The sequence below is a fragment of the Anaerovorax odorimutans DSM 5092 genome (assembly GCF_000426305.1).
GTDB classification, from domain to species: Bacteria; Bacillota; Clostridia; order Peptostreptococcales; family Anaerovoracaceae; genus Anaerovorax; species Anaerovorax odorimutans.
Genome location: NZ_KE384519.1, coordinates 156569 through 172917, shown reverse-complemented (window position 1 = coordinate 172917; position 16349 = coordinate 156569). Strand labels below are relative to the sequence as shown.

The 16349-nt window shown below is 36.1% G+C and carries 14 protein-coding genes and 1 other annotated feature; of the genes, 4 read left to right on the top strand and 10 right to left on the bottom strand.

Annotated features, from left to right (window positions below):
- Positions 1-223: 223 nt before the first annotated feature.
- From K292_RS0114765 to K292_RS19600, 4 genes are read left to right on the top strand one after another with little or no spacing between them, the layout of a single operon-like run.
- Positions 224-949: a LytR/AlgR family response regulator transcription factor gene (locus tag K292_RS0114765; RefSeq protein ID WP_027400486.1), complete on the top strand. Its 726-nt coding sequence runs from the start codon at positions 224-226 to the stop codon at positions 947-949.
- On the top strand, positions 946-2916 hold the full coding sequence (locus K292_RS0114760) for a peptidase (RefSeq protein WP_027400485.1): 1971 nt from the start codon (positions 946-948) through the stop codon (positions 2914-2916). The genes K292_RS0114765 and K292_RS0114760 overlap by 4 nt, the downstream gene beginning before the upstream one ends.
- A complete protein-coding gene (locus K292_RS0114755; RefSeq protein ID WP_027400484.1) occupies positions 2909-4843 on the top strand; it encodes a GHKL domain-containing protein in 1935 nt (644 codons plus the stop codon). Before K292_RS0114760 ends, K292_RS0114755 begins: the two co-directional genes overlap by 8 nt.
- Positions 4844-4896: 53 nt before the next feature.
- A complete protein-coding gene (locus tag K292_RS19600; RefSeq protein WP_169515482.1) occupies positions 4897-5232 on the top strand; it encodes a transposon-encoded TnpW family protein in 336 nt (111 codons plus the stop codon).
- On the opposite strand, the gene K292_RS0114750 is transcribed toward K292_RS19600, so the two are convergent.
- From K292_RS0114750 to K292_RS0114705, 10 genes are all read right to left on the bottom strand, one after another.
- Complete coding sequence (locus tag K292_RS0114750) at positions 5223-6017, bottom strand: class I SAM-dependent methyltransferase (protein ID WP_027400483.1); 795 nt, start codon at positions 6015-6017, stop codon at positions 5223-5225. The genes K292_RS19600 and K292_RS0114750 overlap by 10 nt on opposite strands.
- A 443-nt stretch (positions 6018-6460) precedes the next feature.
- Positions 6461-7282, bottom strand: coding sequence for a Cof-type HAD-IIB family hydrolase (locus tag K292_RS0114745; RefSeq protein ID WP_027400482.1), 822 nt, complete (start codon positions 7280-7282; stop codon positions 6461-6463).
- A 187-nt stretch (positions 7283-7469) separates the two neighbouring features.
- A complete protein-coding gene (locus K292_RS0114740) occupies positions 7470-8417 on the bottom strand; it encodes a hypothetical protein (protein ID WP_027400481.1) in 948 nt (315 codons plus the stop codon).
- Positions 8410-9528 (bottom strand): D-alanyl-D-alanine carboxypeptidase family protein, encoded by a 1119-nt coding sequence (locus K292_RS17455; protein ID WP_037373337.1) that lies wholly within the window; start codon positions 9526-9528, stop codon positions 8410-8412. Before K292_RS17455 ends, K292_RS0114740 begins: the two co-directional genes overlap by 8 nt.
- A 91-nt stretch (positions 9529-9619) precedes the next feature.
- Entirely contained in the window at positions 9620-10210 is a 591-nt protein-coding gene (gene scpB / locus K292_RS17450) for an SMC-Scp complex subunit ScpB (RefSeq protein WP_037373336.1), read from the bottom strand.
- Entirely contained in the window at positions 10210-10995 is a 786-nt protein-coding gene (locus tag K292_RS17445; protein WP_051280837.1) for a segregation and condensation protein A, read from the bottom strand. The genes scpB and K292_RS17445 overlap by 1 nt, the downstream gene beginning before the upstream one ends.
- 253 nt (positions 10996-11248) lie before the next feature.
- Complete coding sequence (locus tag K292_RS0114720) at positions 11249-12634, bottom strand: TrpB-like pyridoxal phosphate-dependent enzyme (RefSeq protein WP_330365012.1); 1386 nt, start codon at positions 12632-12634, stop codon at positions 11249-11251.
- A 203-nt stretch (positions 12635-12837) separates the two neighbouring features.
- Positions 12838-13112, bottom strand: a binding site (T-box leader).
- 90 nt (positions 13113-13202) lie between these two features.
- On the bottom strand, positions 13203-14735 hold the full coding sequence (locus K292_RS0114715; protein WP_027400479.1) for a potassium channel family protein: 1533 nt from the start codon (positions 14733-14735) through the stop codon (positions 13203-13205).
- Positions 14736-14794: 59 nt separating this feature from the next.
- Positions 14795-15844 (bottom strand): S-methyl-5-thioribose-1-phosphate isomerase, encoded by a 1050-nt coding sequence (gene mtnA / locus K292_RS0114710; RefSeq protein ID WP_051280835.1) that lies wholly within the window; start codon positions 15842-15844, stop codon positions 14795-14797.
- 27 nt (positions 15845-15871) lie between these two features.
- Complete coding sequence (locus tag K292_RS0114705; protein ID WP_027400477.1) at positions 15872-16216, bottom strand: DsrE family protein; 345 nt, start codon at positions 16214-16216, stop codon at positions 15872-15874.
- Positions 16217-16349: the final 133 nt, after the last annotated feature.

Below are 16349 nucleotides of genomic sequence, written 5' to 3'. Positions count from 1 at the left end.
TAAAATAACCATCCTCCAGCATAGCTTGATGTTTTCCCTATACAAAAACAACTACCAAACCTCTTTCACAGAAGTTTGGTAGTTTTTATTAAGATAGCATCTTGTCAAGTGTTTTTCAATAGGTTATGATCAAGCGGTTCAAAAGCTGCACAAGCGGTCATAGTTTTCTTGAAATTTGTGATATAATGTTAAATGGATTATTATGTTCAAAGGAGGAGTTGAAATGAATATGGCAATCGTAGACGATATGGTTACTGAGTGTGAAATACTCCGCAGCCTTTTGAAGCAATATGAAACCAATCAGCAGCAGCCGATGCAAATCACAGAATTTCATAGTGGCAGGGAACTGCTCAGCGATTACATATCGGGCAGCTATGATGTTGTTTTTATGGATATCTTTCTAAACAACGAGAACGGCGTGGACTGCGCACTGAAACTTCGGCAGCTTGACGAGAATCTCAATCTGATTTTCCTTACCACCAGCTCGGAATTCGGTGTGAAAAGCTACGATGTCCGGGCGGCAGATTACATCGTAAAGCCAGCCACGCTTGAAAAGCTATCAAGGGCACTGCACTACTGCAAGATTGCAGAATCGCAGAGTGCTCCCTCCATCTCGGTAACTACAAGGAATCAGCCGTTGGAAATCACTCTGAACCGTATTCTTTATGCAGATTATCAAAACCGCCGTGTCTGTATCCATTTAAAGGACTGTCTTATTCCAGTATCCGGCAGCTTTTCAGAACTTTCCGACCAGCTAAGCAACTATCCGCAATTTATGTCCTGCTTTAAGGGCATTGTGGTTAACCTAAAGGAAGTGCGAGAGCTTGATAGCGATCATCTCATCCTGAAAAACGGGGAGCAACTGCCAGTCAGCAGGCGCCTACAACGGCAGGTACAGAGGCAGCGTCTGAGTCTCTCCGCCGGTTCTCTGCGGGGGGATGGAATATGAAGCAAATACTTACACTGATTTTAACCATCCTGCTTCTTGACACAGCGCTTGTACCTTCTGTACTGGCGGCAGAGAAACCAGCTGTACCTTCCGAAACCGAAGCCACAGATACTGTTACCGATTCCGGCAGCGTCATTTTTTATACTACCCCGGATGCTTTCACGGGTACGTTTGTCATGGCTTGCGGCGATACCAGCTTTACCAAGTTACATAATGAACTGGACTCTATCAGCATTTCCGGCACAGCGGAAAAGGAGGATTCTATCTATTCGCTTACATTGCCCGTTACATGGGATTTCAGTACAGTGGATGCGGAAACACCCGGCATCTACACTGCGATTGGAAGAATTTCTGTCCCAGCGGGAGCAGCGCTTTCGGATGGACTAGAAAATACTGTCTCCATTTCCGTACAGGTAACTGCTCCAGTACTTACCGTAACTCCTGCAGCAATCACTCTCACCAGCTTTGATGAACCAGACCGAACGGATGCCGTGGCATTTGCCGTTGGAACTCCACAGGAGGAGCTTTCCAAATGGTTTGCCGACACTGTCACAGGCTTCACCGGCTATGATGCAGATGACAATCCCTATGACTTCATATCAGGGGCATGGTCTTTGGATGCTGTGGATACTATCACAGCTGGCGTGTACTATGTTTTTACATCACCCGACCTTGGAACGGAATATACGCTGGCAGACGGTGTTTCATTGCCCCGGCAGCTTTGCGCAGTTTCCATTCAGGTTCCCGGCGAGCCGGATATTAACTGCTGTGTAGCCGGACGGGGCTTTCTGCGCTTTCCGTGGGTACTTTCTGTCGCGCAGGAAGAGCAGCTGGATGAGTTTAACCTATGGCTGCGGCAGGATGTGGGAGAATGGACAAGATTAAGTGAGGGCTTCTTGTTTGTCTCCGATGGTCTTCAGCTTTCTCAGCAACTTCTTACCTATGGAAACACTTATGAGCTTAAGGTAACCTATCCCGGCGGTCAGACCGGTGTTCTGACCTTTCAATATGACGGGGAACTTAGTATCCTCGATTATTCAGGCGGCGACCGGGACGGCGGAGACGTAAACAGCGGTGGTTCGGGTTCAGGCACACAACCAGCTCCAACCCCGTCCCAGACACCAAGTGATTCCCATGAGGATGACAGCACTAATAGCGGTAACAATACACCACAGGATTCAGGCTCCACGCCGGGGGAACCACAGAAGCCACAGGAGAGACAAAATTCCTCATTAGGCGGAACCCAGCCCACTCCAACCGCGCCACAATCGCCCAGTAACTCTCAAAGTAACGACAGTCATAACAGCAATGGCAATTTAGCAGAGAGTACCTCTCCTGAGGAAAAAAATGATACAGTACCCAAACCCAAGGGCAGTGCTCAAGCAGTAATGAAACCGGTATCAGATGATTACAATACGCAGTTGGAGAAAAGTTCTGCATCTCTGGAATCTGCTGCTGTTACAGAATCCTATTCTCCTACCCAAACGGTCATTTCCGGTCTGCGTCTAAAAGATCTCTGCAAAGAGGAAGAAAGCGTCGTTTTTGGTTCCAGCGATGTAACCGTCCGTATTCCAAGCAACCTGCTTTTAGCTCTGGCTCTGTCGGATACAGATACTCTGACTGTTACGCTGACCCAGCCGGAAAGCAGTCAAATTGTACTTGGGGTAGAGGTTTCGGGCAAATCGCTTACGCAGCTTTCAGGAACGGTATTGCGGCTTAGATATATTCCGCAGTTGGAAAATGCTGATATAGACGTCCGGAACGAAGCTGGCGAACCGATTACAGATGTTTCCTATGACGGGGAACTTCTACGCTTTGCGGCAGATACGGCAGGAACTTATACAATTATGGAGCAATTAAGTACACAGGAGGCACAAAAAAGTACGTCACCGCTGCTTCCCATATCAGGCGGCTTGCTTTTAGCTGCGGGAGGGATTACATTTTTCAGGAGGAAACGCCATGGATAAAAAACCTTTTGCATTGCGGCGGTCTTTAGCACTGCTTCTGACAGCTGCCCTTTCCTCTGCGCTGTTTATCTCCTTATACCACTTTGACAACAAGTACACAAGGGTGGCACCTCAGCCCATTAATGGTGCGCTGTATGTTTCAGAAGCAGACTGGACGGACACGCCCATCCGCTATCTGCGGGATGGTTGGCGCTACTATGCAGACCGTCTGCTGACACCGGATACCTTAAAGCAGCAGCGGGATGATTATCAGTACCTGTCAATTGGTGAAAAGTCTAATTTTGCTATGGGCGACTCCCGCCGCTCCCCTCATGGAAGTGCCAGCTACGCCTTAACGCTGTATCTGCCTGAGGAGGAACATACCTATGCCATTGAGCTGCCGGAAATTTATTCCGCTTACCGGTTTTACATTGATGATAAACTGAAGCTGCAAATGGGCGAACCGGACCCAGACGATTATCAGGACCAGACCCAATGCCGTGTCATTACCTTTGAAGCCTCCGGCAAGGTGACACTTCTGCTTGCGGTCAGTGACCACTCCTTTTTATACAGCGGCCTTGTTTATCCGCCTTCCTTTGGCGAACCTCTGAATACTTATACAGTCCGGGGACTGCGGTTCGGGATTTGCCTGATTTTGGTCACGGTAACACTGATGCTTGCCATTTTTAGCTTTTATCTAGCCATTCGTACCCGCAGGGGGAACAATATCTGGCTCTTTTTCCTTTTGTGCCTTTCGACCGCAGTGTTTACTTCCTACTGCGTGGTGCATGTTATCCTGGCGCTGCCGATTCAGCCGTGGTACACGGTAGAGCTGGTCAGCGGATATCTAGTAACGTTGCTCGTCATCCTTCTCCATAATCGCATTTGCCACACAAAAAGAACCATGCAGGTAATCTGCGGCACCTTTGCAGGAGTGTTCTGTGTTCTGGCGCTTCTTTACGGATTGTTTACCTCACAGCTTACACTGCCGTTGATGCTTGCCTTTTCCAATCTGGTTTTCGGCTTCAAGCTGCTTACTGCCGTTTATCTTCTGTTTACTGCCGTTGTGGCGGTACGCCGAAATATTGAAAAAGCGACAATACTGCTCTATGCAGATATTATCTATGCCTGTTCCTTTGTCTGGGATCGCCTCCTGCCGAACTACGAGCCAATCTTTAGCGGCTGGTTTCAGGAATGGGGCAGCTTAAGCCTTGTCATCGCAACCGGCGTGGTGCTGGGGTATGATATTACCATGGGCTACCGACATAGCCTTGTCTATGCCGAGGAACAGCGGCAGATGAAACGTCAGCTGACCATGCAGGTGGAACATCTGCGGCAGATGAACCAGAAGGTGGAGGAAAGTGCAAAGCTACGCCATGACTTTCGCCATCACTTACGCACTCTGATGACACTGGCCGGAGAAGGACGCTGTGAGGAATTGGAGAACTATATCCGCGGTATTACGGAAATCAACGAGGGTACCAGGCTCGGCCGCCTGACAGAAAACATTGAGCTGGACGCGTTGGTGCAGTATTACAGCAATCTCGCGCAGTCTGCCGGCATCCAATTCCGCGCAAGGCTTTTGCTTCCCTCTGTTCTGAATTTTCCGATTGTGGATCTGTGCGGTCTTCTTGGAAATCTGATGGAAAATGCGGTGGAAGCCTGTCAGCGCCAGCAAACAGGAAATAAAACAATCTTTATCGCCGGACGGGTACAGGACGGTCAGCTTGAATTTGTTGTGGACAACAGCTTTGACGGTGAACTGAAAACCAGAGATGGGAAATATTTATCCTCTAAGCGAAACGGCTTCGGTCTTGGCGTTTTCTCCGTTTTGGAAACCGTGGAACGGTATGGCGGTGTAATCAATCTGTATACCGATGAAAAAGGCTACCACGCAGAGTTGTCCCTGCCGACAGAGGTGGAAAAAAGAATACCTTCGCCGGTATAACGGAATTCTATTACTTTTTTCGCTTTTAAAAATAGCCTTTACAAATTGCTATTTTGCACCCTTTCTCTCTTTACGGAAAGCGTCATATAACGGAGACGAATCCACACCCCAATGGTGTAAGCAAGCATCCACCTCTTTGCTATGTCATCGGCGGTGTCAAATATCTTGTAACGACTTATTTCAAAGAGGATTCTACGCTGTCAGCAGAGGATAAAATCGCCCGATTGATTGAGCATTATATAGAGAGTGCCGAAAACATAGATCAAAATGTCTGGATGCGAAAAACGATTCTGAGTATAAAGGTTAAGTTATTAATGCATATTTTTAATCATTTAAAAATGCAGTTTTTTACTCATTATCTTGCAGCTCTAAGCTATTATCATTTCTGATATGTGTATATCCCCAGTCTATTATTTGTTATATACAAAAAAGGTACTATTAGTTTTTTTGTTCCCGGAAGCAAATGTTTCATTTCTTTTGTAAAATTTATAAGTCCTGTTTGCTTCATCTTAGGACAAAGCTTTATAACTTCACTTCCATCTTTTACTCCCCAGTTAAATTGAGCATTCATTTTCTTCAAAGTATCATGTCTACTTCCATTATTAACAAGCATCTTATATAACAAGTCAAACTGTGCTTCAAAGCTTTCAAATCCGTTTGTAATTATATTCAGAAAATCTTTTACTTCATCTTCTTTAAAATACATAAGAACACCTTCTGATATAAGAAGTAATTTTTTACCATTTGTTTTAACGTCATTTGGCCATGTGGGATCTAAAGCTGATTTAGCAATATTTTTTACTCTAGGATTTTCTTTAAAAAACAACTTCCTCTGTTCAATTACTTCAGGGAAGTCTAAATTATACCACTGAATTTTATTATTATCTATTCTTGAAAATCTCGTATCAAGACCACATCCAACTGAAATAATAACGCAATCAGGATTATTTCTTATAAATTTTTTTGCTTCTTCATCCATCATTTTAGCCCTTGCTAAAACTCCATAATATGACATCCATCCACTATCAAATTTTGCAAAATCATAATCTATCTTTTTTACCATTTCAACAGCTTTCTTGTCATTTAATAAAGGAGTAGCACTTGCAGCATCCTTCGCCCTTGCATAAAGGGTTATCAATAAAGTTTCCATTACCCCCTCAAGTTTTATAGACATATTAAATCCTCCCTTGCCATAATCTCAATTGGTTAGCGTTTGCTAACCTTTGTTTAATAATATACGCCGTATATTTAATTTTGTCAAGGTACCATCATAACCCCAATTGAATCTTTTAATTAAATTATGATAATTTCTATGTAGCTATGAAGAATATTACAACTCTTTTATAAATTACTTTTTAAATACTTATATATCTTTCTTTTACAGTAATATTCCCAGCTCAAACTCAATATTAGATTTATTATTGTTGTATATATCATATATGAGCCCATCCTCCTCCAATAACGACTACTTTATACATTAAAAAGCCCCCTAATCGAATACTATGTATTAGAGTATTCGTTACGGGGTAAAATTGCTACATTTTTCAAGATTCAAATCTTATACTTTTGGATTAATTTTATGGATTATGATAATTATTAGTTCTACATACAATTTTATTATAAAATAAATTTTTCAATTGCATATGCAACTCCGTCCTCATCATTTGATTTAGTAATATAGTCAGCAAGATGTTTAACTTCCTTGCTAGCATTATCCATAGCTACAGCCAATCCTGCAAATGACAGCATGGCTCCATCATTTTGACTGTCTCCAAAGGCCATAACATTATCACTTTTTAAACTTAATAAATTACATAACTGAGTAACCCCATCAGCTTTACTTGTTGTGGCTCCTCCAATTTCAATATTATGAGGCAAAGAAGTTGTGATAGTAATTCCTTCTATTTTCTTAAGTTTTTCTAAAAATTCACTTCTTCGTTCCATTGAGCTAAAATTAATATTTATATTTTCCATTGCCCCTAAATTTGCTTCTAAGGTTTCTTTCAAATCTTCAACCGGCGTTCTAGTTTTTAAAACATAATCACTATACCACTTAGGTAAATTATAAGAATCCACCTTTTCCAAACAATATTTATCAACAAATACATCTCCATCAAAGAAGATTTCAAGAAACACATCATCTGCAAAAACAAACTCTTTTATATCATTTATTTTTTCTTCTGAAATTAAATTAGTATATAAACTGTGATTATCTTCCAATCGAACAACTCTTGCTCCATTAGAAGTTACGGCATATTCTATACCGGAAACCGCTATGACATCTTTAGGTAGCGCACTTAATACCCTCCCTGTGGCAATTACTATATTTATTCCTCTTTTCATAGCTTCGTTAATTATCTCTTTATTTTTATTTGATAATGTGCCTTGACTGCTCAATAACGTTCCATCCATATCTAATGCAATTAATTTAATATTCAATTCATGTCCCCTTTTTAATCATTTTAACTTTTAAAAATCTTAAAGCTGCTTTTTCTTTTTATTTTTTTAATGGAAGTTAATTTAACACCATTTAAAGTATCTTCTATAAAATAAGAATACCTCACATACATGCATAAAGCAATGCTTATGAGGTATTTTTATTTTATCGTACTTTTAGTTTTAATTTTTATTCTTGTTTCATTTGACATTTACACATTTTAATAGTTCTTCCTTCATTGTCAATACAAGAACATGCTCCACAAAGCCCTTCTCCGCAACAAATATGAAAGTTATTGCTTACAGCAATAACAGCATCTTTTAAAGCATCTCTAACTAATGGCCCTAAAGTTTCCACAAAATAATCTGAAGCCAATATTAAAACTGTTTCATACTTTTTCTCAATTAAAATATTTTTAATATTTCCCTGAGCAGTCAATTCGTTTAGATTCATATATTTTACAGTGCTAGAACCTTCACTTAAATAGTCTTTCACAAATTCCTTGCTTATTTTTTCTGTATCTACAATAAAATCAACTTGACATAGATTATTAAAATAATCTGCAAGTAATAATCCGGGGGCAATACCTATTCCTTTTGCAATAACAAGAGTTTTATTATGACGATTTTTTTTATCAAAAACCTCTCTTATTCCTTGAATACCATTTCTATATGGTCCTCTTATAATCAATTTTTCATCCTCATCTAATATACTCTTTGTCTTTGCAGAAATAGACTTTACTGCTAAATGTAAATATCCTTTTTCTGCATCTGCTTTCATTACAGAAATAGGAGTATCATAAAAACTGTCTTGATTACTTCCTCTTATAAATAAATATGATCCGGGTTTACTTGTCTTTAGAGCAAAACCCTTGTCTACCTGAATAACAAAAATGACCAAATCATCTGTATAATACTTTTTGTCTACAATAGCTGCTTCGAAATCACGCCTTGGATTATTTACTTTGCAATTTCCCTGAATAAATTCGTTATAAATGCATACACCTTTCCAATTACAATCACAACAATCTTTTCCTTGTAATCTAGTACACATTAAGCAATCTCCCGTTAGAGCCAGATAACATGGGCAATTTTCTGTACCTGCATCAATGCAATCAAAAGAATTATCCTTATTCACTGTTTCTTCCCCTTTCAATGTCCTCTAAATAATATAATGGTTCGGAATAAATATATTCTCCATCACAATATACATTTAATTTCCCCGCTTTCTGCCACCTGCTGACCGGTGCTTTTCTTGATTTTTGCACATCATAAGCAATACTTATTTTACATTCTTTATCTTTTAGGGACGGACACACTACATTTTCTTTAGTTCCAATATATGCAAAATCCTTAGTTCCTTCTACAATTTTAACTGAATTAATTAAACGTTCTCCTTCAGCAATTTTAACTAATTGATATTTATCATAAAAATAATCCATAAGTTTATAAGTATCATTAAACCAATCCGGTGCATTTAAAACAACACAAATTAATTCCATCCCATCTCTTTTTGATGATGCAACTAAAGTTCTCCCAGCTGCTTTCGTATATCCAATTTTAATTCCATTCCCCCCATCATATTGATATACCACTTTATTTTTATTAGCAAAATAATTGTACTTTCCTTCTCCCCTGTCAGACGTCCATGATTTAGCTGAAGCAATTTTCCTGAATTCTTTATTTTTCATAGCTTCCCTTGCAATCATAGCCATATCTCTTGCAGTAGTATAATGATTCTCATTTTGAAGTCCGTTAGGATTAACAAAGTGACTGTTAACCGCTCCTATTTCTTTAGCTCTGTCGTTCATCATACATGCAAAGTTGTCTATACTTCCTCCTACATCTGCTGCAATGGCAACAGCTGCATCATTACCAGATCTAAGCATCATTCCATATATTAAATCTCTAAGAGGTATCTTTTCTCCTTTTTCTAAATATATGGAAGAGCCCTCTACACCCACTGCTGAATCTGACACTTTTACTATTTTATCTAAGTTTTCATTTTCCAAAGCTACTAGCGCTGTAAGAATTTTAGTAATACTTGCAGGATAAGCCTTTTCCTCCGCTTTTTTTTCATACAATACCATACCTGAATTAAGCTCAATTACAATGGCATTAGCTGCGGATATATCAGGGGGATTAGTTTTACCTTTAGTTAATGCATTAATTGCATCTTTACTAACAAAATAAATAGCAATAGATACAGCTAATGCCAGCAATAGTACAATAGCTATTCTTTTCTTCATAAAAAAAATCTCCTTATCAAAACATTTTACTATTTTGATGAGGAGATATTCCTTGTTTAATAAAGTTTTCTAATGTGTGCAAGTACTTAAATTACTGTCCATCAAAGTTAATTGAAATTTGTTGATTATCAAGATCATCTAATTCTTGTTCAACATGCATTACATTTCCTATATCTTCAATATGAGGCAGATCATTTAAACTTTCAAAACCAAAATTTTTTAAGAAAGTTGATGTGGTTCCATACAGTATTGGTCTTCCTATTCCTGTAGATCTTCCTAACTCAATAATTAGATCTTTTTTAATAAGGCCTTCTATCACGCGGTCACATTTTATACCTCTTATGGAATCAATTTCTACTTTAGTTACAGGCTGTTTATACGCAATAATAGCAAGAACCTCAAGAGCTGACTGAGATAATTTTTTTTCCTTTACTGGAGTACAAAGCTTCTCTATATATTCATTATTTTCATATCTTGTAACAAACTGAAAACTCTTATTTACTTCTCTAATTACTATTCCTCTTCCTTCTTTTTCATATTCTGCTTGTAATTCTTTGAAATAATCATAGGCGTCTTTCCAATTTAAATTAAATATTTCTGCTGCTGATTTTACGTCTAAAGGATCTCCCCAAACAAAGAGCATAGATTCAAAAGCAGATTTTATAATTTTTTTATTTATCATTAATTGCTCCCTCCTAATTTAACAGAAGGATCTTCCATATAATCTTCTTTTAAATTATTTTTTAAGCTTAAAGTAATCATGCCAAAATTACTTGTTTGGCTGGCAATTATTGTTTTTTGCCTAACCATCTCTAACATAGCAGAAAAAGTCAATACTACTTCATATTTGTTATTGTCAGATGGCAGCAGTTCTTGAAAATTTAAAATATGCTTGTTTCTTACCTTAAATATATTATTTATATATTCAATTCTCGATTCTAAACTCACCTTTTGCCGTTCAACATTTTCACAATAATTTTTTATTTCTTCCACTTTTTTCTTTTTTGCAAGAAATATATTAAAGCATTTTATAAGCTGTGACAATTCGAGACTTAAAAACTCATCAGGTTCATTTGTATAAACAGAAAGATCTTCTTTTGGTTTTTCAAATATTTTTTTATTATAGAGTTCTTTATGTTCTAAAAACATAGCCGCAGATTTAAATCTTTTATATTCTAAAATTCTTTCAACAAGTTCCGTTCTTGGGTCTTCAATGGCATCTTCTTCTTTTGTCTTCAGTTTAGGAAGCAACATTTTTGACTTTATTTCAATCAAAGTTGCAGCAAGAACCATAAATTCACTTCCCACATTAATATCCATAGCTTTCATTCTATCTATGTAATCTAGATATTGACTTGTTATTTTTGATACTTTAATATCATATATACTCATCTCTGACTTTTCTATAAGAAAAACCAACAAATCAAATGGTCCTTCAAAAACATCAAGTTTAACCTTATATGTCATTTGTACTCCTTTATATATATCATATTGCAAAGTTTTTATCTTGCTTTATTATATAATATAAAACGATTATATCAAAGAAAAATCTAAAAAGGTAACTCAAAAGAATAAAGAACTTGATATTGTTTTATTTTTAATTTATTAAATATAAAAGAAATTCCAATATTAATTCTTTTTTTCTGAATTACATAATAAAGATAAAAAAATGCTCTTGACCAGATTAAAGGCAAGAGCATAATTATATAAAATATTCTACTTATTCTTGAAATCCCGGAATTTTAGGAAGCGCATCAAAACCTTTCTTTAATTCTTCATCTGTAGGAATATAATCTGTCATAGTTCCCTCATTATATGCTGTGTATGCTGTCATATCAAAGAATCCTGTTCCAGTTAATCCAAATAAGATAGTCTTTTCTTCACCAGTTTCTTTACATTTTAAGGCCTCTTCAACAGCGCCTAAGATTGCATGTGCTGATTCCGGTGCAGGTAATATAGTTTCATTTTTAGCAAACAAAACCGCTGCTTCAAATACTTTTGTCTGTTCCACTGCTATTGCATCCAAATATCCATCATGGTATAGCTTTGAAATAATAGGTGACATTCCATGATAACGCAATCCTCCCGAATGGTTACTGGAAGGTTTAAAAGTGCATCCAAGAGTATACATCTTAGCCATTGGAGTAATTTTTCCTGTATCACAATAATCATAAGCATATTTACCTCTTGTCAGTGATGGACAAGATGCCGGTTCCACAGCAATAATTTTAGGGTTTGCCTTACCTGTTAATTTATCTTGCATAAATGGTGCGATAAGTCCTCCTAAATTTGAACCTCCGCCTGCACAGCCAATAATTATATCAGGATATTCACCTAAAATCTCCATTGCTTTCTTAGCTTCCAATCCAATTATTGATTGATGTAAAAGTACTTGGTTTAATACAGATCCAAGAACATATTTACACCCATCTGTAGTAACAGCTTTTTCTACTGCTTCTGAAATTGCACAACCAAGACTTCCAAAATTATTTGGATCTTCTTTTAATATTGCTCTCCCCACATTAGTCGTATCACTTGGACTGGCCATAACATGACCACCGAAAGTTTCCATAATAGCTTTTCTGAATGGTTTTTGCTGGAAAGATACTTTTACCATATAAACGCTTAAATCAATTCCAAAATATGAACAAGCTTCTGATAATGCCGTCCCCCATTGTCCTGCTCCTGTTTCAGTAGTCAATGTCTTTAGGCCTTCTTCTTTCGCATAATAAGCCTGAGCAATTGCAGAATTTAGCTTGTGACTTCCTGAAGTGTTATTACCTTCAAATTTATAGTATATTTTTGCAGGTGTACCTAATGCCTTTTCTAATTGATATGCTCTGCAAATAGGTGATGGTCTATAGATTTTATACATATCCAAAATTTCTTCAGGGATATCAATATATCTTGTATTGGCATCCATCTCTTGTTTTGCAAGTTCCTTACAAAATACGGGATATAAATCCTCTACCGCAGCAGGTTTTCCTGTAGCTGGATTAATAATAGGCTCAGGCTGCTCCTTCATATCTGCTCTTAAATTATACCATTGCTTTGGAATCTGATCTTCTGTTAAATATAATCTGTGTGGTATTGTTTTCATACTCATAAACTTTTCTCCTTAAATTACTTATCTTACTTTATAAAATAATAAAAAATGTAAATTATAAAATTAAATTCTTTTGGTTTAAAATCTTGTCTATCCTAACTATTAATTAATTAAAATACTAGCAATTATTATTAATCTGCTTTTTCAGTCAATATTGCAAAAATATCTCTGTGTAATAAAAAATCCCTGAAGCTATTATTCGCTTCAGGGACGATATAAAAATCGCGGTACCACCCTAATTGATGCTTTCGCATCCGCTTCTTCTATGTACAGAACTTCATACTTCATATAAAACAAAGACTCTATACATGCTCCCTTAATAACGAGTGGAGATCCCGTTAGGCGCTACTAAGCAGTTTTAGCTTTTCGTCCTACCCTCATAAGTCCATTCAGCTTAAATCTCTTTATCATAATTCCACCATCTACGACTCTCTTTAAATTCAATTATAAGCTTACTATTCTTAATCATCGGTTTTATTTATATTTTGTATATTTTATAATATTAATTAATATATTGTCAAGTATTTTTATTATATTATTCAAATATTTCAAAAGTTATAATTCAACATTATCTTAATGTAATCCTTACTACTGCAACTGTAAAATACGACATCAAAAACAATCCCATTACTCCTTCTATGGGTGCCAATATTTTAGCTACTGCTAAAAGGGGAACCACATCACCATAACCAATAGTTACAAATGTAACTGCACTAAAATAAAATCCGTTAATCCAATGATCAGAAAATCCTTGTGTTAACGCCCCATCAATATTACCGATTACAGTAAAAACTATACCAAAAAAAATCCAAATAAGTAGCATTGTAATAGCAACCCTCCCGGGTTTTGTACCATAAACTCCTATAATATCAATCAACTTATCCAGTGAGATTCTCCATTTAGATTTTAATTCCTTCCTTCTGCATCTCATATATTCTACAAAAGCTTTATCTTCTTCTAAATATTCACCTATTTTATGATAATTTAGTTTTAACATTAAAAATTGATGTTTTTTATCCTTTTCTTCATCTTCATTATTTTTGATTGCTTCACAAACTTTTTCTTCTTCCCAATTACAATATATACTGCCTAAATTTATACTGCCTTTTAAAGATAATGTTTTTGCGCCTGTAATCTTTAGAGTTTTATTTATAATACATTTTAAAACTTTTAGGCTATCTACATATAAAAAATTTAGTTTATTATGATTATCAAAGTTACAATTTTGGAAGCTTACTGACTCAGCAATACTTCCTGTCATATCAAGACTAGCATTTTCAAATTTAATTTTATTAAATATAACTTTGCTGAAACTAAAATCTGTTTCTAAAAATTTTACTGAGCCTTTTTCAAAGATACAATGATCAAATAAAACTTCTCCGCATCCGAAAGCAGCTCTGTCAAAAATTATATTGCCTTGTCCAAAGTTTGTATATTCAAAAGATACATCTCCTTCTCCAAAGTTAGTATCTAAAAACAAAACATCTCCTGTCTCAAAAATTGCTCCATCAAAAGAAACATTTCCACTGCCAAATATGGCTAAAGTAAAAGCAGCATTACCACTGCCAAATATAGTATATTCAAAATCAATGTTTCCTTTTCCAAAATTGGCCTCTGCGAAAGATACCGCCCCTCTTTGAAAATCTACATTATAAAAAGAAACATCTGAATCCCCGAATTTAGTATTGAAAAAAGATGTATCTCCATTTCCAAATATGGCATAATCAAATGAGATTTCTCCATCATCCATTTTAGCATTATCAAATGCTGTCTCTCCGTCAAAACAAGCATACTCTGCTTTAAAAGAATAAAATGATACTTCTTTTTTACAGTGACTTTGAATAACGGAAATATTAAAATCTTTTATATAGGAGAAGGATAAATCGATTTTTTCGTTTGCTTCTAATTTGGCAGCTATATCTAAATTTGTCACATAATAAAATTCACGAACAAGCTTTTTATTTTCTTTTTGTTTTAATAAATCACTGTATTCAAATTCAACTTCAATAATACCGTGTTTAGGTGTTTTTACATTATATCCAACTATACGCCATGTGCCAAGATGATTTTTATATGAAATATCTCCAATCTTATAATTCATAGCCGACTTTCTCTCCTTATTATCCCTTTAAATTTTATCTTTCTAAATTACGTTTAATTTTATACAAATAAATTTTTTAGGTTTTCATCATAAGGAGGATATACGATTCCCTTTTCTGTAATTACAGCAGTAATATATTTCGCATCAGTTACATCAAAAGCGGGATTATATGTCTTAATGCCTTCAGGTGCCATATCTTTTTCATACCACATTTTATATATTTCTTCACCATTACGAAGTTCAATATGAATATCGGCTCCGGATTTTGTATTTAAATCAATTGTAGAGGTAGGAACAAACATATAAAAAGGTATGTTATATTCCTTTGCTAAAACAGCAACTGCTGATGTACCTATTTTATTTGCACCATCTCCATTTGCTGCCATCCGGTCACAACCCACTAAAACAGCATCTATCCAACCGTTTTTCATTACAATAGAAGCCATATTGTCACATATAAGGGTTACATCTATTCCCGCTTGATTTAATTCCCAAGAAGTCAGTCTAGCACCTTGTAATAGAGGTCTTGTCTCATCTGCAAAAACTTTAAAATTGTATCCCTGTTCATGCCCTACATAAAGTGGTGCCAAACAAGTTCCGTATTTCGCTGTTGCAATTGTCCCTGCATTGCAATGAGTTAGTATCCCCATTTCCGGTTTCAAAAGAGAAAGTCCATATTCTCCCATAGCATAACATGCTTCTTCATCTTCTTTTCTTATTTTTTCTGCTTCCTCAAAAATAGCACTTTTTATTGTATTTACTGATGCATCTCCTAGTTCATATATACATTTTTCTACCCTATCAAGCGCCCAAAATAAATTTACTGCTGTAGGTCTTGACGATGCCAAATAATCTTTTATTTCTTTAAAAGATTTAATAAATTCATCTCTGTTATCAGTTTGTATGTTTTTTGCTGAAACATACAAACCATAAGCCGCAGCAACTCCTATAGCTGGTGCACCCCTTACTCTAAGCTTGTGAATAGCATCCCAAACATCTTCCTTTGTATTTATTTCCAAATATTCCGTTTTCCCCGGCAGCAGCGTTTGATCAAGAATTAATAATTTATCATTTTCGTATTTCAATGGTGCAATATTTAAAATGTCCATATGTACTTTCTCCTATTATTTTTATTGTTATATTGTTATTATAGCCCAAGAATCATCTTTGAGACAATCTGTTAAAGGCTGACCCATAAAATCCAACTCAATTCCTAATTTTTCCAGAGAATCGGTTATTCCTAAATTCTCAGCACATCTAATGCACGCTTTAACTATTACTCCGCTTTCTTGTACCTCTTTTAGTCTTTCTTGTACTTCTCTATCTTCATTAATTAAAACATTTGATGCTCCCCAGCTTACTAATCTGATCTCTTTCCAAAATTTTTCTTTGCTGGCTTTTAAAGAATACATTAAAACCATATTTAATGACGTCAGCTTATTGTCTGTCGTCCATAAGATATAAAGCTTATCTTTTTCCATCTAAAACCACTCCTTTTAAATAAAATTTATTATATTCTAAATTATTTACCATGTAAAGCTACACTAAAATTATAGAATATTTCAAAAATGTAAAAACACTTATTATAATTGATTATTAGTTAAAACAGATGAC

Bases quoted from the DNA above. Each gene is read 5' to 3' on its own strand.
- K292_RS0114765 (WP_027400486.1), top strand. From the start codon at position 224: ATGAATATGGCAATCGTAGACGATATGGTTACTGAGTGTGAAATACTC.
- K292_RS0114705 (WP_027400477.1), bottom strand. From the start codon at position 16,216: ATGGAAAAAGATAAGCTTTATATCTTATGGACGACAGACAATAAGCTG.
- K292_RS0114750 (WP_027400483.1), bottom strand. From the start codon at position 6,017: ATGTCTATAAAACTTGAGGGGGTAATGGAAACTTTATTGATAACCCTT.
- K292_RS0114720 (WP_330365012.1), bottom strand. From the start codon at position 12,634: ATGAGTATGAAAACAATACCACACAGATTATATTTAACAGAAGATCAG.
- K292_RS0114715 (WP_027400479.1), bottom strand. From the start codon at position 14,735: ATGAATTATAAGATTGGAGATATTTCATATAAAAATCATCTTGGCACA.
- K292_RS17455 (WP_037373337.1), bottom strand. From the start codon at position 9,528: ATGAAGAAAAGAATAGCTATTGTACTATTGCTGGCATTAGCTGTATCT.
- mtnA (WP_051280835.1), bottom strand. From the start codon at position 15,844: ATGGACATTTTAAATATTGCACCATTGAAATACGAAAATGATAAATTA.
- scpB (WP_037373336.1), bottom strand. From the start codon at position 10,210: ATGATAAATAAAAAAATTATAAAATCTGCTTTTGAATCTATGCTCTTT.
- K292_RS0114755 (WP_027400484.1), top strand. From the start codon at position 2,909: ATGGATAAAAAACCTTTTGCATTGCGGCGGTCTTTAGCACTGCTTCTG.
- K292_RS0114760 (WP_027400485.1), top strand. From the start codon at position 946: ATGAAGCAAATACTTACACTGATTTTAACCATCCTGCTTCTTGACACA.
- K292_RS17445 (WP_051280837.1), bottom strand. From the start codon at position 10,995: ATGACATATAAGGTTAAACTTGATGTTTTTGAAGGACCATTTGATTTG.